We start from the raw sequence: 24,320 nt of genomic DNA, 5'->3' as shown, positions 1-24,320 counted from the left end.
TCCCTCAGATTTCGTCAGCGAAATGTTTCATGACCAGGCGGATCGGGTTCGGGGCCGCCTGCCCCAGACCGCAGATCGAGGCATCGCCCATGACCTGACACAGGTCTTCCAGCAGGTCCTGATCCCATTTTTCGGCTTGCATCAGCTTGACCGCCTTTTCGCAGCCTGCACGGCAGGGCGTGCACTGGCCGCAGCTTTCGTCTTCGAAGAAGCGCAACATGTTCAGCGCCGCATCGCGCGCGGTGTCCTGATCGGACAGAACCACCACAGCGGCAGAGCCAATAAATGTGCCGTGCGGTTGCAGCGTGTCGAAGTCCAATGGGATATCGTCCATCGACGCGGGCAACAGGCCCGAGGATGGACCACCTGGCTGATAAGCCTTGAAGGTCTGCCCTTCGGCCATACCACCAGCAGCTTCGATCACATCCAAAATGGTCGAGCCAGCAGGCAGAAGGTAAACACCCGGCTTCGCGACCCGCCCCGAGACCGAATAGCTACGCAAACCCTTGCGACCATTCTTTTCGGTGCTGTTAAGGCATTCAGGCCCTTCACGGCAAACTTTGGTCACCCAATAGAGGGTCTCGACATTGTGCACCAAGGTCGGGCGGTTAAAGACCCCAACCTGCGCCACGAACGGAGGACGGTGACGCGGCAGGCCCTTTTTACCTTCGATCGACTCGATCATCGCGGATTCTTCACCGCAGATATAAGCTCCGGCGCCGCGGCGCAGATCGATATAGCCGGGCTCAACAATCCCGGCCTGTTCCAGCGCGGCAATCTCACGGCGTAGGATTTCCAGAACCGCCGGGTATTCGTCACGCATGTAGATAAAGCACGTCTCGGCCTCGACTGCCCATGCGGCGATCAGCATACCTTCGAGGAAGACATGCGGTGTACGCTCCAAGTAGTAGCGGTCTTTGAACGTGCCGGGCTCGCCCTCATCCCCGTTTACAGCCAGATAGCGCGGACCTTCGTTCATGCGAACAAAGCCCCATTTCTTGCCGGATGGGAAGCCAGCGCCACCCAAACCACGCAGGCCCGAGGACAGAACGTCTTCTTGCACCTTCTCCCAGTCACCGCCGTCGCGGAGCTCATTCAGCTTGGCGTAGCCGCCATTAGCTTCATAAGCGGCAAAGGCTTCGTAGTCGGGCAGATGCGCATGCGTGTCTTCGGTCGCAATCGCCGCCTGTACTTTTTCAGGGGTCGCATGATCGATATGATTGTGACCGATCTCAAGAACAGGCGCGGTGTCACAACGGCCCATACAAGGTGCGCGAACAACGCGGACCTCTGCCGGGTCAAGACCATCTTCAAGCGCCTTTTGAAGTTGCTGGGCACCGGCCATTTCACACGAAAGAGAATCACATACCCGGATCGTCAGCGCGGGCGGAGGCGTCTCGCCTTCCTTCACCACGTCGAAATGCGCATAGAAGGTGGCCGTCTCATAAATCTCAGCCTGCCCGATCCGCATCTCAACCGCCAAGGCGGCAATGTGGTCGGCGCTGATATGGCCGTGTTCGTCCTGAATCAAATGCAGAAATTCGATCAGCAGGTCACGACGGCGCGGGTGGTCGCCCAGCAGACGCGCGATTTCAGCCTGCGCCTCATCCGTGAATTGACGGCCTTTAGGTGTGTGCCGCCCTTTGCCTTTACCTGACTTCCAGACGCCCTTGGGTGCGCCTGATGGCTTGGTATCTAATGGTGCCATGATGCCCTCCGATTAAGGCTCCGTGTCTCATCAGACTAGCATATCGTCAAATCGCATATCTCAATCGTACGATAACGACAGATTATCACCGTAAAGACGCCACCACATCACGTAATGCGCCGACCGTGGGCAATTCCGGGTCGCGAGTCAGGGTCGCCAGACAAATCGGCTTGCTGACCACCGGGTCGACCAATGGCAGCACTTTGGTATCTTTCAAATCCCCCAGCGCCCGCACCAGCACGCGCGGGATCACAGTGGCAGCCAGCCCCTCGCGCGCCATAACCATCGAGGCAGTGAACCCACTGGTCTCGGCCACAATATCCGGGTGCAAGCCCTGTTCGGCAAATATCCGGTCCAGAATTCGCCGGTTCTGCATCTGAGGCTCCAACAGGCTGAGCGGGAACTCGGCCACGCGCGCCCATGGGATAGGGCCTGTCTCATCGGTCATATGCGAAGGAACCAACAGGACGTAGGTTTCTTCGTAAAGCGGCTGCACCTGCCGCAAGTCGGTGCCGATGCTGTCGCCATAGGTAATACCCGCGTCCAGGCTGCCTTCGTCCAACCGGTGTTGGATCGCGGTCGCGGACATGGTCTCGATCCGGGTCACGATACGCGGGTGGGCGTCGCGCAACCGCTTGGTCAGTCGTCCGGTGAAGGCAATCGCCGTAGGGATCACGCCCAGAATAAGCGTGCCGGCGATCTCACCCTTGGCAGCCAACACCTGCTGTTCCAAAGCTTTGGTGTCATCGAGAATGCGTCGCGCGCGCTGAACGATCATCTCGCCCTCTTCCGTCAGGCCCTGAAACCGATTGGCGCGCCGGACAATGGAGACACCCAATCGATCTTCGAGATTACGGATGCGCATTGAGAACGCAGGCTGGGAAATACCGCACTCCTCAGCCGCTTTGGCGAAATGACGATGCCGCGCCAATGCGCTCAGCAGTTGCAGGTCGCGGATTTCGATCATTTTCGGTATCTCAAAGCCTTAGTCAAAGGCTAAACTAACTGTGTTTGCGCCAGAGAGGAATGCACGAATATGCTCACTCCAACTATAGACCCTGCAATCTACCTTTTTCGGCATGGCGAAACCGAATGGAATAGACAAAGTAGAAGACAAGGACATCTGGACTCGCCGTTGACTGAAAGAGGTCGACGTCAAGCTTCTGAAAATGCAAAGCGATTTAAATGCTTACCTAAATACGAAGAAAAAGTAAATGTATTCGCCAGTCCGCTCGGACGCGCCCGGCACACCGCAAAGATAGTGTGTCAGGAACTGCAGGTTCCAGAAGAGGAAATTGTATTTGAACCTGCTTTGATGGAATGCAGCTTTGGGCTGTGGGAGGGGCTGACCGCGGCTGAAATCAAATCTCTTTATCCGAAAGAGTGGCGAGCGCGTTCGATTGATCGATGGACCGTCCCGCCACCTTTGGGAGAGTCCTATGCCGATGTCCACGCGCGCGTATTTGATTGGTTCGAAAATACGCCAATTACCCAAACGACGCTGATCGTCTGCCACGGTCTGACATCCCGGGTTTTACGCGGAGTCTACGCAGGCCTTTCCCAAAGGGATGTCTTTGAAATGTGCGAACCCCAAGAGGGGTTTTTCGAACTGAGGAACCGGGCCATTTTGCACATCAAGTAATCTCGATAACTTGCTTTCAATTATGAACCAAGCTGCGATCACGTATTAAACAAGAAATGCATCACATCGCCGTCCTTGACGATGTAGCCTTTACCTTCGGCTCGCATCTTGCCCGCTTCTTTCGCACCCTGTTCCCCATTGGCGGCGATATAGTCATCATAGGCGATGGTCTCGGCGCGGATGAAGCCTTTCTCGAAATCGCCGTGGATCACGCCAGCCGCCTGTGGTGCGGCGGTGCCGGTGCGGATGGTCCAGGCGCGGGCCTCTTTCGGGCCGACGGTGAAATAGGTTTCCAGCTTGAGCAGATCGTAACCAGCGCGGATCAGTCGGTCGAGGCCGGGTTCTTCCAGACCCATTTCCTCCAGAAACATCTGCGCTTCGTCTGCTTCCAGCAGGCTGATCTCTTCTTCGATCTTGGCGCTGATGATGACATGGGCATTGCCCTGCGCAGCGGCCATCTCGGCAACCTTGGCGGAATACTCATTACCTTCGGCGGCTTCTTCCTCGGACACGTTGCAGACGTAGAGCACCGGCTTAGTCGTCAGAAGCTGCAACATCTTCCAGGCCTTGGCGTCTTCGTCCGAGACTTCGACCAATCGCGCGGGCTTGCCGTTTTCCAGCATCACCTGTGCCTCGGCCAGAAGGCGATCCTGCTGCTGTGCCTCTTTGTCGTTACCCTTCAGCTTGCGCACCAGATTGGCACGGCGCTTTTCGATGCTTTCCAGATCGGCCAGCATAAGCTCGGTTTCGATCGTGTCCGCATCCGCCACGGGATCGACACGACCATCCACATGGGTCACATCACCATCCTCAAAACAGCGCAGAACATGAGCAATCGCATCGGTCTCACGGATATTTGCCAGGAATTGGTTGCCAAGTCCTTCGCCCTTTGATGCGCCTTTTACCAGACCGGCGATATCTACAAAGGTCATGCGCGTTGGAATGATCTGTTTAGAACTGGCGATCGCCGCCAATTTGTCCAGGCGATCATCAGGAACAGCAACATCACCCACGTTGGGTTCGATGGTACAGAATGGGAAATTCGCCGCCTGGGCTGCCGCAGTTTTTGTCAGCGCATTGAAGAGGGTCGACTTGCCCACATTCGGCAAACCCACGATTCCCATTTTAAAGCCCATGACGGCCTCCTGATACCATTCGAGCGCCGCTTCTAGGCAGGTCTAGCGCAATGCGCAAGGCGTAGCACCCCCTCCCACCTCCGAGTCTGATCTGCTACATCACGAAATTGGCATGACATTGTGTTCTTGCCCTCATTGAATTCATGCACATACAGTCCCCAATAAAACTAATACCAACGAACGACGGACATAGTAGGTACGATGAAACCCCTTGTTATTCTGGCCTTCGCGCTGGCGGCGGCGACTTCTGCGCAGGCACAATCCATCATTTTCGGCGCTGGCTACGCAGATTACTCCCACAGCGATGGAGACGATCAGGCCATTTTTTCGCTTGAGTATCAGCATCGCCCGTTTCACGAGGCATCTCGGTTCAGCGCAACATGGGGTGGGGCTCTCTCGGTTGATACAGACGGCGACACGCATATTGGTGCCGGATTGATCGGAGTATATAGCTTTGCCGACCGATGGTTTATCGAAGGCAGCATCATGCCCGGCTACTATAGCGAAGGAAGCGATCAAAATGATTTGGGAGGCAGTTTTCAGTTTCGCAGCCTGTTGGGTCTTGGTTATACGCTTGAAAGTGGGAACAAACTGTCGGTTGCCATCACGCACAAATCCAATGCTAGTACGCAGGGCGATAACCCCGGTGTGAACTCACTACTGCTGCGGTATCATTACTCGTTCTGATCTCTAGTCCACCAAGCGGGATTGATTTTCAGCGAAAGTTTCTGCACATCAGGTCCAAACCCGAGTGCAAGGACTTCCGATGACCCGTATCGACGCCAAATTCGCCGCTCTGAAAGAACAGGGCAAAAAGGCATTTGTAGCTTATGTCATGGCCGGGGATCCCGACTATGAAACGTCGCTGGAGGTCGTAAAGGGTTTGCCCGGCGCAGGCGTCGACGTGATCGAACTGGGCTTGCCCTTTACCGACCCTATGGCGGATGGCCCCACTATCCAGGCCGCTGGTCAACGGGCGTTGGATGGCGGGATGACATTGCAGCGCACGCTGGATTTGGCACGCGCTTTCCGCGAAACCGATGATACCACGCCGATTGTGCTGATGGGATACTACAACCCGATCTACAGCCGTGGAGTCGATGTCTTTCTGGCAGATGCCAAATCCGCCGGAATCGACGGGCTCATTGTCGTCGATCTGCCACCTGAAGAAGACGAAGAGCTTTGCCTGCCAGCACAGGCTGCCGGGTTGAACTTTATCAGACTGGCAACACCGACAACCGACGATAACCGCCTACCTCGCGTGCTGCAGAACACGTCTGGCTTTGTTTATTACGTGTCGATTACCGGCATCACCGGCGCTGCTGAGGCGCAGGCGACCGATGTCGGACCCGAGGTTGCACGGATCAAAGCCGCAACCGATTTACCGGTCATTGTCGGGTTCGGGATCAATACGCCAGAGAAGTCACGCAACATTGCCAGCGTGTCAGATGGCGCCGTTGTCGGGTCCGCGATTGTCAGCCAAATCGGGTCTGGAAAACCAGTGTCCGAGGTGTTGGACTTCGTCAAATCACTTGCTGAAGGCGCGCACACCGCCTGATAACTCATGATATTTCAAATCGGTGTTCACTGCAGCAGGCGTTCAACTTGCTGCGGTATTTTTCGTTTTTAACCACGCGGCAACCAACCGCAGTTGATCGCCATTGCAGGGCGATGGAAAAATTGGTAAAGAAACTTAACCAATCCTGCGGAAGCCAGATCCATGCCGACAATTACCAATATCGAAGATCTCAAACGGATCTATGAACGCCGGGTTCCACGCATGTTTTTTGACTATGCGGAAAGCGGCAGTTGGACGGAACAAACATTCCGCGAGAACACCTCGGATTTCGAAGACATCCGCCTGCGTCAGCGGGTGGCCGTAGATATGACCGGGCGCTCGACCGCGTCGCAGATGATCGGACAGGATGTGTCGATGCCGGTGGCACTGGCTCCGGTAGGTCTCACAGGCATGCAACACGCAGATGGTGAGATCAAAGCGGCCAAAGCTGCCGAGGCCTTTGGCGTGCCCTTCACCCTTTCGACGATGTCAATCAACTCGATCGAAGATGTTGCTGAAAACACGACCGCTCCGTTCTGGTTCCAACTCTATACAATGAAGGATCAAGACTACGTCGGGCGACTGATCCAGCGCGCGAAGGATGCGAAATGCTCAGCCTTGGTGATCACGCTCGACCTGCAAATCCTCGGTCAGCGACACAAGGACTTGAAGAATGGCCTCTCCGCCCCTCCAAAGCTGACCCCCAAAACCATTGCCAACCTGATGACAAAATGGGCCTGGGGTATCGAAATGCTGGGCGCCAAGCGCCGGGAATTTGGTAACATCGTCGGTCATGTCGACAGCATCACCGATACCCGCTCACTGGGAACATGGACTGCTGAACAGTTCGATCCCAGCCTCGACTGGGGCAAGGTTGAGAAGCTGATGGAACAGTGGGGCGGCAAAGTAATCCTCAAGGGTATATTGGACGCCGAAGACGCAAAGATGGCCGCCAAGCTGGGTGCGGACGCCATCGTCGTATCAAATCACGGCGGGCGACAGCTGGACGGTGCGCTCAGTTCAATCCGGGTTCTACCCGAGATCATGGATGCCGTTGGCAATGATGTCGAAGTGCATCTGGATAGCGGCATTCGTTCGGGGCAAGACGTGCTAAAGGCTCTGGCGCTTGGGGCCAAAGGAACCTTCATAGGTCGCGCCTTTGTTTATGGGCTGGGTGCGATGGGTCAGAAAGGTGTGACGACGGCTTTGGAGGTAATCCAGAAAGAGCTCGATACAACGATGGCACTTTGCGGTGAGCGCAACGTGGCTGATCTGGGGCGCCACAATCTTCTGGTCCCGGAAGACTTCGGCGGCCGCTGGCAGGCCTGATCCTCGACTTACCAAAAAAAAAGGGGCGCTGCGCCCAAGGCCTTGTAGCTAAATGTTGACGATATCCCACCCAGCGGCTAGCCTGCTGGGTGTTTTCGTTGAATATTAAGGGGATGTTGTTTGCCTAACTTGTCGGACCTCTCGCAAAAAGCTGCGAGGCAGGAGCGATATCGCCTACCTCGGCTTGTTGGCGGCTATTCAGTCAATTTTTGTCGCAACCCAGTTTGCGAAATGTTCGGCGTTCTACCCGACCGCAGGGATGGTCGAGGTCGACGCTCCCAACCAGGTTCGAACATCGGACGAGGCCGCGTAATCGGTTCTGGTGATGAGCGAACCTTTGTTTGCCCCGCTTGCGACCGATCCAGCATCGTAAAATCCAACAAGGCTATTTTCGAAGAGTATGCGAGACTGTCTCGACTGCATAGGAGAACAAAACGTGAAAGTTGTCCAAGTGTTGCATGTATCAATCATGGGGCGACAATTTCACTTATGCCTAGCCGCTACAGAAAGTTTGGCAAGACCGCAAAGGGCGACCCGAGGTTTCAATGTAAAGCTTGCAAGAAAACCTTCTCTTTGGGTAAGTCAAGCAGACGTCATTTCCGCAGCGATCTGAATGGGAAAGTTCTGAGGAGTATTGTTAATGGAATGACGATCTCTGCGATTTGCCGGACACTGGATGTCCAGCCGGCAGAAGTTTACCGCAAGATCGACTTTATTCATGTGCAGTGCCAAGCCTTTGCTGCCGAACGAGAAAGGCTGTTACCAAGTGCCATTGCGGGTCAATCACCCTACTTCGCCACTGATACGCAAATTCTTCAGGTAAATTGGCCGGACAGGGGAGTTCGAAAGGCTGTTGAAGTTCGCCATATCTGCACTGTCGCGCGTGACAGTAATTACGTGGTCGCCTCTACAACAGATGTAGATCCCGACGTTCAGCCAGCGGCAATTGAAAAGGTCATGGAAATTGTAGGTGACCTAGAAAAGCCCCGCTCAATGAGAGAAAATGCGAGGGTCTGGTTTGCGACCGAATACTTAAAAAATCTGCGTGATAAGCATGATGCTTTGAACAAGTCCCGAGGCGGGACGGAGAAGGGAGCCTTCACGGCATCCGAGGAAGATGTGAAGCTTCTGGAGAAAGCAGCAAGGGTAAGACAGGACGCAGCTGAATTCGCCCATATCATGCTGGTCAAGAAAAAGCTGGGGAGCAAGTATGCAAAGTTGAATTTTTCAACTGACCGTGATGCTGGCCTTTCTGCTGCATACGCAGCTGTATTTGCAAATGAAGTAAAGGCCAAGCGTGTCAGAATTGCGGATATCGCAATTACGAAATATCTGGTGACGGACCAGCGAAAGGCGTTGGTCGCAGAAGGAAACAAGGAATACAGCAGACTTCAGAGAGCTCTTGATCGCTCAAACGTCGTTCTGGGTACAGGCGATCCGGTGTCACCCAGGAAGCAAGACGGTGTCATGGAAGTTTTAGTGCGCTCCTTATTGCAGCAACGCCCGCCAGAGGACTATCTGCACGAATTGATGAATTATTTCGGCGAACGAGAAAGCAGGGATGAGGGGCTGCTATATCCGTTCCATTTCATCAATGAACCTGAGAAGCGCGTAATCTTCAAAACGAACCCAAATGACTTGAACTATACTCAAATTGCCCAGTTCGCTGTGAGGTCCGGGACTCATCCCGTTGATATGTATCATGCGCGGGCCAGAACGAAGATCATGGGTTTTGAACGCGGTCTGGTATCTTCTGGACGCGGTCGGCTCTGGTACTATAAGCAATATTACAACCCCGTCATGGTTTCGAAAATGGTCGATATTCTGAGGTTTGCCCACAACTATACGAACCTGATGAACAAAGCTAAGGATACACCAGCCATGAAGATTGGGCTCGCCAAGGGTTTTGTTTATGAGCGAGACCTATTTGCGTTTTAACACGTCAAGCGACCCAGTGTTCTAAGTAGCGAAATGCCAAAAACTTCGATTGGGTTATCGCGACTGGTATCCACAAACTGACCGCCCTGATGGCTTTCAACTGTTTACAGAACTCTGAAACGGCACCAGAGCTGACCTTCGCTGCACGGTCCACGAATTGGAAAGACGCGGACAAAGTTGCCATAGGCTCAATGGTTGTTGAGGACCGGTCTCAGCCCGAAGCGGACCTTCGCAACCAAGCTTTGCTAACTCCGAAATACACAACGAAACGGCCAGTTGCAGAGGTTGTATCGGCGGTGGCAACCAACCATTCATGTCGTCGACTAACCTGTTCAACGTCGCACTACAACTTCTCCGAACTGATCCCACGAGGACCTAATCTTCGAAGCGTTCATTTGGCTCGACCACATTTACTTGCTTCGGAACTTGGTCGGTGTCATTCCGGTCTGACCTCGGAAAAAGCGAGTGAAATGGGACTTGTCAGAATAGCCGAGCATCAGTCCGATCTCTGCAATTGTCATCTGGTTTTGTTTGAGGTGCTCCTTGGCGACATCGATACGCAGCCGTTTGATTTCGCGCGGTAGCGTTGTGCCTTGTTTTTGAAGCGCTTTCAGAAACCGTTCCGGTTGTATTCCCAGCATTCCAGCCACCATCTCTGGTCCCAAATCGGTTTCATCCAGTTTGTCGCGTAAGACAGATCGCAAAGCTGCCACCACGGTTACTTCTTCATCTTGTCGAAGTGATGCTATGGGCTTGGCAGAACCCTCAGAGACGTGGTGCAAAAACAACCATTCCACAGGAAAACTAATTTGCATTCCGGGATCAGTCCCAAGGCCAACCTCGATCCCTTTGTAGTCGATAGGCAGCCCATTGATGTATCTGCTTTCCCATCGCACACGGGAAGAGTCCCAGGACTCTCCGACGACGGTCTGCAATAGGCGTACATAGATTGCGGCACCAAAACCGGTCACCTGAATGGGTGGGACGGTTGGTTCCTGTTGCCTCTCGATACGATAAGTCGCTTTGTCTGCTTCAATGACAAGGCTGTGCCGCACAGAATTGGACTCCTGCGGCACGAGCTCAACAAAGCGGGTAAAAAACTCGAACAGCGTTTTTGTAGATTGCAAGGCTTGAGCGAAGGGCGGCCATCCTTGTAGGTCAAACGCTTCCCCTACATTCAGTCCTAGGTATCGATCCCCTGATACTTCTGAGAAAACATTTACCAAGCCGTAAACCAACTCGGAGTGAACGAACACGGATGGGTTAGTCATCAGTTCAGCTTTCAAGCCGACCTGATCCAATGCTGGTTGCGGATTGATCTTACGTTCGGTGAGATATTGCAGAAAGGGAGCGGCTAAAGAGAGGCGAACAAAGCCCTCGCTATGCTCTCGGGAGGTGGAGTTGAAAGGCAAGCTCATAACCCTTGTTGGATTAGCTTTAAGAAGTGGCCATTTTTGCAGTCACATTCGTACATCCTAATTCAAAAGGGGCAACCGAGCCAATGAATTCCAGACTATAGTTGGCAAAACATGAATATGAAGGGAGTACTTATGTCCGGCTTACGAATGTCTCTTTGCTCGACGGCAATTGTCGCGGCAGTTCTTTCTTTTTCGGCGACCGCGCAGGCTCAGGATCAAGAAGAACCCCAAACGCTGTTTACCAACGTGCATGTCTTCGACGGTGTGAATGAGCAACGCATTGAAAATGCCAGTGTTCTGGTCGAGGGCAATCTGATCAAGTCCGTCTCAACCGATGCCATTGATGCGCCGAGCGCGACGGTTATCGACGGCGGTGGGCGCACTCTGACACCGGGCTTTATAGAGAATCACGCGCACCTGATGCTCATGGGGCCATCGATTGCCGAGATGGAAACCAACTCGACCTGGGAGGATTTCGCCATCCACGGGACCCGGATGGCCGAAATGTACCTGATGCAGGGCTTCACGACCGTTCGCGATGCCGGGGGCGCTGGCGGCGGGCTGCGGCGCGCAATTGACGCCGGCCAGATCGTCGGCCCCCGCTTTTATCCTTCCGGGGCATTTCTCGGAACACGTGGTGGTCACGCCGATTTCGCATCCTTCACATCTCCGCCGGGTGGGGTGACCAACTTTGGGACTCTGAATATGGCCCAACAGGTCAACGGTGTTGACGAAATTTACATGTATGGCCGCAACAACCTGCGCATGGGTGCCACGCAATTGAAGTTCATGCAATCAGGTGGGGTGATTTCGGCATTCGATCCATGGCAGTTGCTCGCCGGTTCGAAAGAAGAGATCGAGGCCGCTGTTCAGGTTGCCAACGAGTACGGCACCTATGTCATGGCACATTCCTACCGCAAAGAAGCGATCATCAATGCCCTGAATGCAGGGGTCAGAACCATTGAACACGGATTTCACTTTGACTGCGAGATTTCTGCTTTGATGAAAGAAAAAGGAGCGTACATCACGACGAACATCACAGCATTTGATCCAGGCCTACTTGATGTTCCTTCCGTGAAAAACAACCCCAACAGTTTGAGGAAGGCCAAATCGGCCTCGGCGACCTTCGAAGCCTACATTCCAAGTATGAAGGAATGCCCGGCGCCGCGCGGTTTCCAAACCGATTGCGTCGGCTCGGTCGAAGCGTGCAACATCCAGATCGCCTACGAGAAACATCTGAATAACCATTTCTTCGGCCCCTATGCGTCGATGGTAACCCTAACTTCGGTAGGTGGCGAGATCGCGGCACTTAGCGGTGATTTCATGAACCCCTATCCGGAAGGCAAACTGGGTGTGATCGAAGAAGGCGCCTATGCCGACATCCTGCTGATAGACGGCAACCCCCTCGAAGACTTCTCTGTCGTTGGAACAGGCGATCAGTGGTTCGGTGCGGACCCGAGGCCGGACAGCCCGGAAACAATCCGCCTGATCATGAAGGACGGTGTGATCTACAAAAACACACTGGATTGACCAGATAAAGCAGCCGGAGAGCATTCATGCGAAATTGGTTTTGCTCCGCAGTATTCGCAGGGTTGGTTTTGTGCGGTTATGATGCTGCGGCGACGCCTGGAACCGCGTTGGACTGGGCAGATCTGCCAGATCCGTCTGCGCAGGTCTTTGATGACCCCTATCGTGAACTCAGCCCCGAACAGTTCGACGATGTTCTTTTCGTTGTGCGTATACGCGGCAGGTTGCAGCAGGAGGTTGGCAGCGCCGAAGAACGGCAGAAATGGCAATTGCTTTTAGCAGAGACCGAAGACGCCTTGGTGTCAGACGGAATTGACGTCGACTGGTTACTCGATCAGCGCGAGGTTGTGACTGAACGTCGAAGAAAGGCTGGAACGAGCGGAAACCCGCAATTCGACGGCAGAACAATCACACTCGCGGGCTTTGCCATTCCTGCTCCAAGCGATCCGGACGGCCGGCCTGTGGCGTATTTGGTGCCAGAAAGAGGGATGTGCAGCCACATGCCTCCACCTCCGCCTAACCAGATGATCCGTGTGCGGTTGAACGGGGACTGGGCGCCTAGCTATTTCCACGAACCCGTTCGGCTGACAGGCACGCTGACTATCGATCCTTCCGTTCATAATATGATGGTTGTGGATGGCCTCATGCCTATGAATGCGACTTTCCAGCTAGAGGCGGAACGTGTCGAAACTCTGGAAACCGAGGCAGACAGGTTGGAATGGAAGCAGCGTGCTGCTGATCGCATCCGCGCGGCAGGAAATCGCAAGACCGGTGGGGCACAGGCGTCAAAATGATAAGACTTCTGGTTGCCGCATTGAGCCTTGCATTTGCTGGCGCAGCGTCGGCTCAGGGACTATCCGGGCCATCTTCAGTCGAAGCCGATCTTGCGCCCGGAGACGGGCTCACCGATCCGCAATATCGTTCCGATTTTCCACGCAACATCGCACCGGGTTGGTTTCAGTGGAAAGACCGACTGGCTGAGGGTGGTTTTCGGTTCAACATTGACTACCTGGCATTGGGCCAAACCACGGATGCTGATCTGGGAACCGGCGAAGCAGCCAGCGGAATTGCGCGGTTCTACGGCAGTTGGCAGGCAACTGAACGGGGGTCTCTGACATTCAAGATCGAAGACAGGCACAGTTATACTGACGTTGCTCCGCAATTTCTCGGGCTGGATGGCGGAGCCCTTTCAATCACGGGAACAGCCTTCAATGACAACGGTTTGCTTCTGACCAATTTGTTCTGGACCCAAAGGGCTGAGAATGGGTCGTGGGCGCTGCAAGTCGGCCAGATTGATGTAACGGACTTTGTGGATATCTACGGGTTGGTAAGCCCCTACAGTGGTTTTCAAAACCTGTCTTTCAATACCAACCCGACAATCAACACGCCCAACCAAGGCCTTGGTATTGCCGGTGGGGTAAAGCTGAGCGAGAACCTCTACGCCGTTGCCAGCGTATCAGACGCAAACGCCGACCCGTCCGATCCAAACTTTGATGTGTTTAGCGACGGCAATCTCTTCAAGTCGCTCGAACTTGGGTACACGTCCGGCTTTGATCGCATCTACTTCGACAATATCCATCTGACCCTCTGGCATGCGGATGCGGCTGACGATGGCAGTCGAGCAGAAGATTACGGCGCAGCGTTTTCCGCCGCATGGTTTGTTGACAATAAATGGATGCCGTTCTTCCGTGCAGGGGCCTCGAAGGGAACCGCAGCGCTTTATGAACGGTCGATTTCTGCCGGTCTCGGTTACTATGGTCGCAACACCGATTTGGCCGGTCTGGGCCTAAACTGGGCCGAAGCAAGAGGCATAGATGGCGATCAGTTCACGCTTGAAGCTTTCTACCGCTTTTCAATCTCACCCGGACTGCAGATCACGCCATCGGTACAATTCATTTCCGACCCGCTTCTAAATCCCGATCAGGACCGGATTACCCTGTTCGGTCTAAGAACCCGGATCGTTTTCTAATGCGGGGTGAAGGCAGTCACTAAGGGGTGTGCCAAAGGGCAACTAAGAGAGATCAAGCGCGTGCCGGAATTTTCAACGCCGGTCGAATGAAGTTGGGAAGCAAAGGAACAATCTATGAAGATTGCATACGGAATTCTTGCAGCCTTAGCAGTTGTGTTTTTCATCCTTGGAGGCAGCGATGCCCATGCCAAAGACAACAAGGGTAAAAAGCCGAACAAGGGGGGCAAGAACGGTGATGTCAGCATTCAGATAGAAGACAAACCCGGCAAAGGCCCAAAAGCTGTACCACCTGGACAGATCAAGCGCTACACGCGCGGTGCCAAGCTCCCATCTGACCTGGAGTTCGAGGATATTGGGGACCTTTCCAAATGGAAGCTTGGGGAGCCGGGCAAAGGAAACCGCTACATTCTGGTCGATGACGAAGTCCTCGAAGTTACGAATGACCTGTCTACCGTGGTCGATGCCGTCGGCATCGTCGGTGATCTTCTAAATTAGGCGAAAGTACGATGTTTCAGGGCAAGAACTACCTCGTTTGCCCTGACGCTGGCCGGGGCGATCATTTGTGAACCCCGGCCCAAGTTCAAAACCCGGATCCGAGGCGCTACGATGATAAAGGCCCTTCTTGTTCTTTTTGCGCTTGCTACCTTTTCGTCAGCACGCGCCCTACTCGCTCATGAAAACGGTGCAACTGAAGTCCCGCAAACAATACGCTTTGAGGGCTATGTATAGCCCAGTCGCGAAGCAGAACTGTCGCCTTTGGTGGACAATGTGGTCAACCGGACTTTGCAAAGTCTGCTTTCTGCGCATTGCTGTCATTGGAGTTTCGCGCAGCATCAGTCAATTTTGGGCTCTCTCGTTGGCTCCGCTGCGCTTTGCCTGAACGGCTGCTTATCCGAAAATCGCTTAGAGGGGGATTAAGCAAAGAGCCGCACATTACCCTTCTAACAACGGTCTAGAGACGCTGTTCATGAAATCTGACAAGCAAGCAATGGAACTGCTAAAGAACCTGATCTACGACCAGCTAAAGAGCGGTAAGAACATTGATTTGGGCGAGCTGGATGCCGTTTGAAATTCGAATTCAACCTTGAAGCAGAAATGGGAGGCCACTTTGACCTCCCATCAACATTTTACCACAAGGCCTTGCGCTGCGCCCGCCGCCTTTGGGCGTCTCCCCCGAGATATTTGCAGCCCAATGAAGAAGTGGACCCCATCTTCATCTGGCCCTAAATATCCCGGAGCGCGAGGCAGAGCCTCGCAAAATTCCTCAGGCCACAAAAAGCCCTTTCCAAACCAATTGAATCAAGCTAAGGACGCGGCTTCACGCGGGCATACAGCCTTGGAGGATGCCCGCCCTAACATTGGAGAATTATCATGGCTGGAGAGATTCCTGATCTCGTAGCTCTGGAACGGACGGGGACAGGCAAGGGCGCCGCTCGTCAAGCACGCCGCGACGGCATGGTTCCGGGCATTGTGTTTGGTGGCGACAAAGACCCGCTGCCGATCCAAATCCCGTTCAACGTCCTGTTCAAGCGACTGAAAGCAGGCCGGTTCAAGTCGACCCTGTGGAACCTGAAGGTTGAAGGCCACGAAGACGTTCGCGTCATCTGCCGCGACGTTCAGCGTGACGTGGTCAAAGACCTGCCGACCCACCTGGACCTGATGCGCCTGCGTCGGACCACAAAGATCGCGCTGTTCATACCTGTTGAATTCGTCAACGAAGAAGCGGCCCCCGGCATCAAGAAGGGTGGCGTTCTGACCGTTGTGCGTCCAGAAGTTGAACTGTTGTGCACCGCGGGTGACATTCCTGAGAAGATCACCGTTGATCTGACAGGCATGGAAATCAACGACGTTGTCACCATTTCTTCGGTTGATCTGCCTGCTGGCACCAAACCAACCATCGATCGTGACTTCGTGATCGCCAACGTTTCGGCACCCACCGGTCTGTCGACAAGCGACGATGAAGAGGGTGAAGAGGGCGAAGTTGCAGCTGATGAAGTTGAAGTCATCGGCCAGGACGAAGCTGAAGAATAAGTTCGGATCATATCCGAATAGTGTAACGGGGCTCGTTTGTAGCCCCGTTTTTTTATGCAGATGTTGGGCTGGAAACGAGACGGTAAGATGTGGCATCAACCGTTGAGATTACGCTGTTAAGGACGATGCGATGAAACTGTTTGTCGGCTTAGGAAATCCCGGGCAGAAATACGCCCGTAACCGGCACAATATCGGGTTTATGGCATTGGAGCGGATCGCCGAAGACCATGGCTTTGGCCCGTGGAAATCTAAATTTCAGGCTGAGATCGCCGAAGGTCGCCTGGGCGGGCAGAAAGTGCTGCTGGTCAAACCTCAGACATTTATGAACCGTTCGGGCCAGTCCGTGGGCGAGGCAATGCGGTTCTACAAACTCTATTCGACCGACGTGACCGTCTTCCATGATGAGCTTGATTTGGCCCCGGGCAAGGTACGTGTGAAAGCTGGCGGCGGACATGCGGGACATAACGGGTTGCGGTCGATCCACGAACATATCAGCCCGGCCTATGATCGCGTGCGGCTGGGCATTGGGCATCCGGGCCGTAAGGAAATGGTCTCACCCTATGTTCTGAGTGATTTTGCCAAAGCCGATGCAGACTGGCTGGATAGCGTCCTGCGCGGGGTTTCGGATGGTGCGGATTATCTTGCCGATGACGAAAGCGGCAAGTTCATGAATGCTGTTGCTTTGCGAACCGCTCCGCCAAGATCGTCGAAGCAGTCTGGCAAACCTGAAAGCCCCCCTAAAACGAGCGTCGAGGCCGCATCTGTTCCAGATGAGCGTTCAGCCATGCAGAAGCTGTTGGACAAATTCAGGTAACGCTTCCGCAACGTAGTAATTGCGTAATGGAACTGACCAGGGTCCACTGTTAGGTGTAATGGGAGACTTCGGATGAGATCTGCTTTTAAGTGGCTGCTACGTCTTGTGTTGGCTCTGGCGTTAGCGGCGTTGGTGGTCGGCTTTTGGAAACGCGAGGAGATTCAACGCCTGATGGCCGTGAACTCTTTGTTTTCACAAGAAAAGATCGTGTATAATTTTTCGCACATGGACGAGGCGTTTCTGACCACCGATTTGCCGCGCGGTGACGGCCCGACCTGGGAACTGCCTTATGGCCCCGGTTTCGATCTGCCCGATGGAACTGACCAGTGGATCGAAGATCGCGCGGTAACTTCTTTGCTTGTGATGCAAGACGGAGCGATCCGGTTTGAGGAATATTATCTGGGCACCGGACCCGATGACCGGAGAATTTCGTGGTCAGTTGCAAAAAGCTATTTGTCGGCCCTGTTTGGTATTCTGATGGCAGAGGGCGCTGTTTCATCGCTGGATGACCCGGTTGCACAATACGCCCCGGATCTCAAGGAAAGCGCATATGAGACTGCGACGATCCGCAATGTCTTGAATATGGCCAGCGGTGTGACCTTCGACGAAGACTATCTGGACTACAATTCTGATATAAACCGAATGGGGCGCGTCGTTGCCTTGGGGGGTGAGTTGGATGATTTTGCAGCCTCATTGCAAGACAGCTTCGTCGCGCCGGGCGAAACTTGGCAATATGTGTCCATAGACACCCATGTAATCGGAATGGTTATCCGGGGCGCGACAGGGCGCAGCGTCGCAGAGCTGCTGACCGAGAAAGTGATCGAGCCGCTCGGGTTGGAGCGGGACGGCTACTACATCACCGATGGCGCAGGCGTTGCATTTGTTTTGGGCGGTCTCAACTTCACAACGCGCGATTTTGCACGATTCGGGCAGTTGATTTTGCAGGGTGGCGAACGCGATGGCCGGCAGATTGTACCCGCGGATTGGATCGACACATCTACTTGGCCTAGCGCCCCGACAGACCCAGGCGAGATCGGTTATGGCTATCAGTGGTGGATACCTGTTGGGGCGCATGAGGGTGAATTCATGGCGCGCGGCATCTATGGCCAGTATATCTATTTCGACCAGCCACGCGGGGTCTTGATCGTGACAACTGGCGCTGACCGAAAGTTCCGCGATCCCGGCGTCAACGAGCTGAATGTCGAAATGTTCCGCAAAATTGCGCAAAGCCTGTAAGATGCAGCCATGCAAAAGCTAGACAGCATCAATGTTCTGGGAGGCTTACTCGCCCCCTGCTCTCGCGATCCTCTGACCGGGTTCTTTCGAGACGGCGTATGCAACACCTGCCCGGAAGACCAGGGCAGCCACACGGTTTGCGCAGTAATGACCGCTGAGTTTTTGGCGTACTCGAAATATGTCGGCAATGACTTGAGCACGCCTCGACCTGAATTCGATTTCCCAGGTCTCAAACCCGGCGATAGCTGGTGCCTATGTGCGTCGCGCTTCTTGCAAGCCTATGACGAGGGCTGTGCACCCCTGGTCCACCTTGAAGCCACCCATCAGAGAGCGTTGGATATCGTTCCCCTGCATATCCTGCAGGCGCAGCGTTCCGAAGACGAGACCTAGATCGCAGTAGCCCGATATCCACGTGACGTGCGCGAAGGAGGCCCGGTCGGAAAGCTGTGTTCAGCTTGCAGATCCCATCCTGAGCAGGACAACATTTCCACCACCGTCTCTGGCCTGTAGGTCCGGTGCCGCCACTGAAACCAGATGATCGCATTGCACCAATGCGGTTTGCTCACGACCAGCCAGAGCGTCGCCCCGGGTTCGGCAAGATCGCGCATTTGGCGCAGAGCCTCAGTAGGGTCGGCGCAATGTTCCAGAACATGCGCGGCCAGTAGGCAGTCAAATCGGGCCTCCGGTTGAAAATCGTCCAATCGGGATTGAATGAGCGTCGCATCGAATCCGCGGCGCTGCAAAGCTGAATGCGCCAAGTGCAGCATCCGGGCAGAAGGCTCGAGCAGCGCGATGTTACCTTCTGGCCGGATGACTGTGCGTGCTTCGGCGAAAGCACCCGTCCCACACCCGATATCCAGCGCATTACGCCCCAAGTCTGCAAGCGGATCTGACGACAGAAATCGTAGGTAGGCATCAAAATACCCTAGCAGCCGCATCTTATCCGCCCAGCCAGGGGCTGCCTGATCGTATTTTTGGTCAAGCCGATTAAGTTCAGCCTTTGAGGATGCGCTGCTCATGATTAGCAAACTGGCACAGTTCCTCAAAGGCGCAAAGCCTGTTTTGGTGATCAGTCTGCTGTACGGCCTTCGGTGTCGGACATGTCGAAGTTCAGGTATTTCGCGACCGTCTGCACATCCTTGTCGCCGCGTCCGCACATGTTCATGCAGATCAGGTGATCTTTGGGCAAATCTGGTGCGATCTTCATCACATGCGCCAGCGCATGACTGGGCTCGAGCGCCGGGATGATGCCCTCGGTCGCACAGCACAGCTGAAATGCCTCCAGCGCCTCTTTGTCGGTGATTGAGACATAGTTGGCACGGCCGATATCGTTCAGCCAGGAATGCTCAGGCCCGATCCCCGGATAATCCAGACCCGCCGAGATGGAATAGCCTTCCAGTATTTGCCCATCGTCATCCTGCAACAGATAAGTGCGATTACCGTGCAGCACGCCGGGGCGACCGCCGGTCAGCGAGGCACAATGCTCCATCTTTTCATTCACACCCTTGCCGCCTGCTTCGACGCCGATGATGTTGACTTCTTTGTCATCAAGGAATGGATAGAACAGGCCCATCGCATTCGATCCACCGCCAATGGCTGCGATGATGGTGTCGGGTAGACGACCTTCGGCCTTGTGCATCTGCTCTTTGGCTTCCTTACCGATGATCGACTGGAAATCGCGTACCATCGCCGGGTACGGGTGCGGACCGGCCACTGTGCCAATGCAATAGAACGTGTCGCGCACATTGGTCACCCAGTCGCGCAGCGCGTCGTTCATCGCATCTTTCAGCGTACCCCGACCGCTTGTCACCGGAATCACCTCAGCCCCAAGCAGGCGCATACGGAATACATTCGGGGCCTGACGCTGTACGTCATGCGCGCCCATATAGACGATGCATTTCAGGCCGAACTTGGCGCAGACGGTAGCGGTGGCTACGCCGTGCTGCCCTGCCCCGGTTTCCGCGATGATCCGGGTCTTACCCATGCGGCGCGCAAGAATGATCTGGCCCAGCACGTTATTAATCTTATGCGCACCAGTGTGGTTCAGTTCATCGCGCTTCAGATAGATTTTGGCCCCGCCCAGATGCTCGGTCAGGCGTTCCGCGTAATACAGCGGCGAGGGGCGGCCCACATAGTTGGCCCACAGATCATCCATCTCGGCCCAGAAAGTAGGGTCATCCTTGGCTTTGTTATATTCCTCTTCCAGCGACAGGATCAGCGGCATCAGCGTTTCGCTGACGAACCGTCCACCGAAGATGCCGAAACGGCCCTGCTCATCCGGGCCGGACATGAAGGAATTAAAAAGATCGTTGGCCATGGGTGTCTCCACTCGTCGTACGCGACTTTCATAGGTGGTAGCGGCAGGATTTGCCATGGCAAAACGCATCATTGCTGATCCTGGACACATTGCGCCCAGACCTTCAAAGCCTGATCCCTGCTAGGGACAGCAATGCAGGGAAAATGGTGGAATTCATAGGTTTTGGCCAAGCGCGAAGCCGCATCCACCACACATCGATGCGGGCCCGATTGGGCAAATGTCAGCATAGCCTCTATGTCTTCCCAAACACTGAGTGAAAAAAACATGCCCTGATGTAGAAAGACCTGTGCTTCCAGGCACAATGGATCACCGCGCGCCTGAAGCAACGCCTGACGCGCCCGCCAGAATAGTTCCGGCCCGTAGTACCATCGTCTTAACGAAACACCGCCAATTGCCGCAAGCATTGTCTCCTCCCCTTTTCCGGAGATACGCAGCAGACAATTGTTCAGATCAGCGTGTGGCGTCGATAAATGCGCTGATCAAGGCCTCATCCTTGATACCCGGAGCACTTTCAACGCCCGAAGCGACGTCCACTTGCCGGGCTCCCGTGGTACGAATGGCCTCCGCCACGTTGTCGGGAGTTAAACCACCCGCCAGCATCCACGGCTTGCGCCAATACTTCCGCCCGGCCATAAGACGCCAATCGAACGCCAAGCCGTTGCCGCCCGGTAGAACAGCATTTTTTGGTGGTTTGGCATCGATCAAAATCTGGTCAGCGACGTCGCTAAAGGCATCAATCGCATCCAAGTCTTCAGCATCAGCCACTCCAATGACCTTCATCACTGGCAACCCATAGCGTGATTTGATTTCCGAGACCCGTTCGATGCTTTCGCCACCGTGCAACTGCAACATATCGAACGGTGCGGTTTCGGTAATCTGATCCAAAACCTCGTTCGACGCATTCACAACCAAAGCCACCTTAGCAACCCCAACAGGTACAGATTGCACCAACTCTGCTGCTTGCTCAGCGGATACATAACGCGGCGATTTAGGAAAGAAATTGAAGCCAAGATACCGTGCACCTGCTTCAACTGCCGCACGCACATGATCAGGTGCGGTAAGACCGCATATTTTGACACTGATTTCACCGGACATAGTCGGCCTCAGCTTGCCTCATCCAGCAGGGCAAGAACGTCGTCTTGTCCTTCATTTTGCTTTTTCTTGAGCTTCTTGACCTCGCGCTCAAGCTTACGCACTTCGCTTTTCTTCACAGTGGCGTCTTTACGGTGCTTGTGCTCACGCAGCCACTCCCAAAGGAAGCCGATGACCAGACCGGCCACAACGCCACCAAGGACAACCAAGAACAAAGGGAGCGAGGTTGAAAAGTTGAACCCAAGCAACTCTGCCAGTGCATCCGGCATCAGCTTCAATTCAACCAGCTCACGATTGGCCAGAGAGATTGAAACCAATATGATCCCTAAGGCAGCAAGAAAAGCATAACGAATGTAGCGCATCATGACTTACGCTTTACCGTTCAACCGATCCCTTAGCAACTTGCCGGTCTTGAAAAACGGAACACATTTTTCTTCAACCTGTACGGTTTCTCCAGTACGGGGATTCCGTCCGACACGTGCATCGCGTTTTTTCACGGAGAAAGCGCCAAATCCACGCAGCTCAACGCGATCACCGCGCGACATTGCATCGGTCACTTCTTCAAAAACCGTATTTACAATCCGTTCGACGTCGCGCTGATAAAGATGCGGGTTTTCGTCGGCGATTTTTTGAATCAGTTCTGAACGGATCATGCGTAATACCCTCCCAGGCGTCCGGTATGTCTGGCCTACTGATTTGACAGTATAGGAAAAAACCCGGTTTGGGGGAACGCATACTCTGCATCGATCGGACTTATTTTGCCATATTCTAACGCGAATATTAGCGCACAAGCTCGTTTTCTACACCTATTGAGCGAACATGACGGGAAAAAACCCGGATAATTGGAACATATTGATTCGCAACAAAAACGACCCCGCGCATGCGCACGGGGCCGAATTTCTTGGTTAGGCTTTCGCCCTGAATCAGTCGCCGGACTTCAGCGCTGCACCCAGGATATCGCCCAGCGATGCGCCAGAGTCGGAAGAACCGTACTGTTCCACGGCTTCTTTCTCTTCGGCGATTTCGCGTGCCTTGATCGACAGGCCCAGACGGCGGGTCTTGCTGTCGACGTTGGTGACGCGAACGTCGACCTTGTCACCGACCGAGAAACGCTCGGGGCGCTGTTCGGCGCGGTCACGGGACAGGTCCGAACGGCGGATGAAGGATTTCATGCCTTCGTATTCCACCTCGATGCCGCCATCTTCAATCGCGGTCACTTCGACGGTTACGATCGAGCCACGCTTCACGCCGCCCACGGCTTCGGCGAACTTGTCACCGCCCAGGGCTTTGATCGACAGCGAGATACGCTCTTTTTCGACATCAACTTCCGAGACAACGGCCGAAACCATGTCGCCCTTGCGGTAGTTCTGGATCGCATCTTCGCCACGCTCGTCCCAGGACAGGTCCGACAGGTGAACCATGCCGTCGATGTCGCCTTCGAGGCCAATGAACAGTCCGAATTCGGTGATGTTCTTGACCTCGCCTTCGACCTCGGTGCCCTCGGGGTGTGTTTCTGCAAACACTTCCCATGGGTTGCGCTGAGTCTGCTTCAGGCCCAGAGATACGCGACGCTTGGCGCCGTCGATTTCCAGAACCATGACGTCGACTTCCTGGCTGGTCGAAACGATCTTGCCGGGGTGGACGTTTTTCTTGGTCCAGGACATCTCGGACACGTGCACCAGACCTTCGACACCGGCTTCCAGCTCGACGAACGCGCCGTAGTCGGTGATGTTGGTGACGCGACCCTGATGGACCGAGCCCAGCGGGTACTTGGCAGCAACCAGATCCCACGGATCTTCCTGCAGCTGCTTCATGCCCAGGCTGATGCGGTGGGTCTCTTTGTTGATCTTGATGACCTGAACCTTAATGGTTTCGCCGATCGTCAGGATCTCGGACGGGTGGTTCACACGGCGCCATGCCATGTCGGTGACGTGCAGCAGGCCGTCAACGCCGCCCAGGTCAACAAACGCACCGTATTCGGTGATGTTTTTGACAACACCTTCGACGGTCTGACCTTCGGACAGGTTGCCGATAACTTCGGCACGCTGTTCGGCACGCGATTCTTCCAGGATTGCGCGGCGCGACACAACGATGTTGCCACGGCGGCGGTCCATTTTCAGAATCTGGAACGGCTGCTTCAAACCCATCAGCGGGCCAGCGTCGCGCACGGGGCGAACGTCAACCTGCGAGCCGGGCAGGAACGCAACTGCGCCACCCAGATCGACGGTGAAGCCACCTTTGACGCGACCAAAGATTGCACCTTCGACGCGCTGGTCGTCGGCATATGCTTTTTCCAGACGATCCCATGCCTCTTCACGGCGGGCCATCTCGCGCGAGATGACGGCTTCGCCGCGGGCGTTTTCTGCGGCGCGCAGGTAAACTTCGACCTCGTCACCAACAGCGATTTCAGGGGCTTCGCCGGGATTTGCGAATTCTTTCAGATCAACGCGGCCTTCCATTTTGTAGCCTACGTCGATGATGGCTTGGCCGGCTTCGATCGCCAGAACCTTGCCTTTGACAACAGAACCCTCTTCGGGTGTGTCCATTTCGAAGCTTTCATTCAGGAGGGCTTCGAATTCCTCCATGGATGCGTTAGCCATGTGGC

Annotated in this window: 24 protein-coding genes; 13 read left to right on the top strand and 11 right to left on the bottom strand. The window is 54.6% G+C overall.

All coding sequences use genetic code 11. The features are described from left to right. Positions 1–4 precede the first annotated feature (4 nt). Both ACR0MQ_RS15935 and ACR0MQ_RS15930 read right to left on the bottom strand, forming a co-directional pair. Complete coding sequence (locus ACR0MQ_RS15935; RefSeq protein ID WP_480609296.1) at positions 5–1,708, bottom strand: NAD(P)H-dependent oxidoreductase subunit E; 1,704 nt, start codon at positions 1,706–1,708, stop codon at positions 5–7. A gap of 85 nt (positions 1,709–1,793) precedes the next feature. Continuing rightward, entirely contained in the window at positions 1,794–2,675 is an 882-nt protein-coding gene (locus tag ACR0MQ_RS15930) for a LysR family transcriptional regulator (RefSeq protein WP_170774892.1), read from the bottom strand. 69 nt (positions 2,676–2,744) lie between these two features. Between ACR0MQ_RS15930 and ACR0MQ_RS15925 the strand changes: the two genes are divergently transcribed. After that, complete coding sequence (locus ACR0MQ_RS15925; protein WP_170774894.1) at positions 2,745–3,350, top strand: histidine phosphatase family protein; 606 nt, start codon at positions 2,745–2,747, stop codon at positions 3,348–3,350. A gap of 38 nt (positions 3,351–3,388) precedes the next feature. On the opposite strand, the gene ychF is transcribed toward ACR0MQ_RS15925, so the two are convergent. Further along, positions 3,389–4,486, bottom strand: a complete 1,098-nt coding sequence (ychF, locus tag ACR0MQ_RS15920) for a redox-regulated ATPase YchF (protein ID WP_170774896.1) — start codon at positions 4,484–4,486, stop codon at positions 3,389–3,391. A 201-nt stretch (positions 4,487–4,687) separates the two neighbouring features. On the opposite strand from ychF, the gene ACR0MQ_RS15915 reads away from it, so the two are divergent. The 4 genes from ACR0MQ_RS15915 (at position 4,688) to ACR0MQ_RS15900 (ending at position 9,311) form a co-directional block, all read left to right on the top strand. Then, a complete protein-coding gene (locus ACR0MQ_RS15915) occupies positions 4,688–5,173 on the top strand; it encodes an acyloxyacyl hydrolase (protein ID WP_480609293.1) in 486 nt (161 codons plus the stop codon). Positions 5,174–5,252: 79 nt separating this feature from the next. Next, on the top strand, positions 5,253–6,044 hold the full coding sequence (gene trpA / locus ACR0MQ_RS15910) for a tryptophan synthase subunit alpha (RefSeq protein WP_170774900.1): 792 nt from the start codon (positions 5,253–5,255) through the stop codon (positions 6,042–6,044). A gap of 162 nt (positions 6,045–6,206) precedes the next feature. Continuing rightward, positions 6,207–7,373, top strand: coding sequence for an alpha-hydroxy acid oxidase (locus tag ACR0MQ_RS15905; RefSeq protein WP_170477489.1), 1,167 nt, complete (start codon positions 6,207–6,209; stop codon positions 7,371–7,373). Between the two features lie 645 nt (positions 7,374–8,018). Continuing rightward, entirely contained in the window at positions 8,019–9,311 is a 1,293-nt protein-coding gene (locus ACR0MQ_RS15900) for a hypothetical protein (protein WP_170557790.1), read from the top strand. 410 nt (positions 9,312–9,721) lie between these two features. On the opposite strand, the gene ACR0MQ_RS15895 is transcribed toward ACR0MQ_RS15900, so the two are convergent. Further along, positions 9,722–10,729 carry a helix-turn-helix domain-containing protein gene (locus ACR0MQ_RS15895; protein WP_170770572.1) on the bottom strand — a complete coding sequence of 336 codons (1,008 nt, stop codon included), beginning with the start codon at positions 10,727–10,729 and terminating at the stop codon, positions 9,722–9,724. A gap of 132 nt (positions 10,730–10,861) precedes the next feature. On the opposite strand from ACR0MQ_RS15895, the gene ACR0MQ_RS15890 reads away from it, so the two are divergent. The 8 genes from ACR0MQ_RS15890 (at position 10,862) to ACR0MQ_RS15855 (ending at position 18,696) form a co-directional block, all read left to right on the top strand. Beyond that, entirely contained in the window at positions 10,862–12,259 is a 1,398-nt protein-coding gene (locus tag ACR0MQ_RS15890) for an amidohydrolase family protein (protein ID WP_170337131.1), read from the top strand. Positions 12,260–12,285: 26 nt separating this feature from the next. Further along, positions 12,286–13,050, top strand: coding sequence for a DUF3299 domain-containing protein (locus tag ACR0MQ_RS15885; protein ID WP_170337125.1), 765 nt, complete (start codon positions 12,286–12,288; stop codon positions 13,048–13,050). Beyond that, complete coding sequence (locus ACR0MQ_RS15880; protein ID WP_170357375.1) at positions 13,047–14,225, top strand: carbohydrate porin; 1,179 nt, start codon at positions 13,047–13,049, stop codon at positions 14,223–14,225. Before ACR0MQ_RS15885 ends, ACR0MQ_RS15880 begins: the two co-directional genes overlap by 4 nt. Positions 14,226–14,339: 114 nt before the next feature. Next, positions 14,340–14,720 (top strand): hypothetical protein, encoded by a 381-nt coding sequence (locus ACR0MQ_RS15875; protein WP_170337130.1) that lies wholly within the window; start codon positions 14,340–14,342, stop codon positions 14,718–14,720. An 876-nt stretch (positions 14,721–15,596) separates the two neighbouring features. Then, positions 15,597–16,256 carry a 50S ribosomal protein L25/general stress protein Ctc gene (locus ACR0MQ_RS15870; protein ID WP_010438055.1) on the top strand — a complete coding sequence of 220 codons (660 nt, stop codon included), beginning with the start codon at positions 15,597–15,599 and terminating at the stop codon, positions 16,254–16,256. 130 nt (positions 16,257–16,386) lie between these two features. Then, entirely contained in the window at positions 16,387–17,070 is a 684-nt protein-coding gene (gene pth / locus ACR0MQ_RS15865) for an aminoacyl-tRNA hydrolase (protein WP_480609289.1), read from the top strand. 72 nt (positions 17,071–17,142) lie between these two features. Further along, positions 17,143–18,306 (top strand): serine hydrolase domain-containing protein, encoded by a 1,164-nt coding sequence (locus tag ACR0MQ_RS15860; protein ID WP_480609287.1) that lies wholly within the window; start codon positions 17,143–17,145, stop codon positions 18,304–18,306. Positions 18,307–18,315: 9 nt separating this feature from the next. Beyond that, on the top strand, positions 18,316–18,696 hold the full coding sequence (locus ACR0MQ_RS15855; RefSeq protein WP_170774904.1) for a DUF2237 domain-containing protein: 381 nt from the start codon (positions 18,316–18,318) through the stop codon (positions 18,694–18,696). Here ACR0MQ_RS15855 and ACR0MQ_RS15850 read toward each other — a convergent pair. The 7 genes from ACR0MQ_RS15850 to rpsA form a co-directional block, all read right to left on the bottom strand. After that, on the bottom strand, positions 18,693–19,325 hold the full coding sequence (locus ACR0MQ_RS15850) for a class I SAM-dependent methyltransferase (RefSeq protein ID WP_170774906.1): 633 nt from the start codon (positions 19,323–19,325) through the stop codon (positions 18,693–18,695). The two genes, ACR0MQ_RS15855 and ACR0MQ_RS15850, sit on opposite strands and share 4 nt — an antisense overlap. A gap of 50 nt (positions 19,326–19,375) precedes the next feature. Continuing rightward, the gene (trpB, locus tag ACR0MQ_RS15845; protein WP_170774908.1) at positions 19,376–20,623 is read right to left on the bottom strand and encodes a tryptophan synthase subunit beta; all 1,248 of its coding nucleotides are present in this window, start codon (positions 20,621–20,623) and stop codon (positions 19,376–19,378) included. A gap of 68 nt (positions 20,624–20,691) precedes the next feature. Then, entirely contained in the window at positions 20,692–21,027 is a 336-nt protein-coding gene (locus ACR0MQ_RS15840; RefSeq protein WP_170774910.1) for a hypothetical protein, read from the bottom strand. A 46-nt stretch (positions 21,028–21,073) separates the two neighbouring features. Then, on the bottom strand, positions 21,074–21,718 hold the full coding sequence (locus tag ACR0MQ_RS15835) for a phosphoribosylanthranilate isomerase (RefSeq protein ID WP_170774912.1): 645 nt from the start codon (positions 21,716–21,718) through the stop codon (positions 21,074–21,076). An 8-nt stretch (positions 21,719–21,726) separates the two neighbouring features. Continuing rightward, positions 21,727–22,077, bottom strand: a complete 351-nt coding sequence (locus ACR0MQ_RS15830; RefSeq protein ID WP_170477764.1) for a LapA family protein — start codon at positions 22,075–22,077, stop codon at positions 21,727–21,729. Positions 22,078–22,083: 6 nt separating this feature from the next. Then, positions 22,084–22,368 (bottom strand): integration host factor subunit beta, encoded by a 285-nt coding sequence (gene ihfB, locus ACR0MQ_RS15825; protein WP_008758048.1) that lies wholly within the window; start codon positions 22,366–22,368, stop codon positions 22,084–22,086. A 270-nt stretch (positions 22,369–22,638) separates the two neighbouring features. After that, a complete protein-coding gene (gene rpsA / locus ACR0MQ_RS15820) occupies positions 22,639–24,315 on the bottom strand; it encodes a 30S ribosomal protein S1 (RefSeq protein ID WP_010438032.1) in 1,677 nt (558 codons plus the stop codon). Between the last annotated feature and the right edge of the window lie 5 nt (positions 24,316–24,320).

This window comes from Ruegeria sp. AN6, from assembly GCF_056540425.1.
The sequence above is the reverse complement of the archived record's forward strand: the minus strand, read 5'-3'. Positions and strand labels throughout refer to the sequence as shown.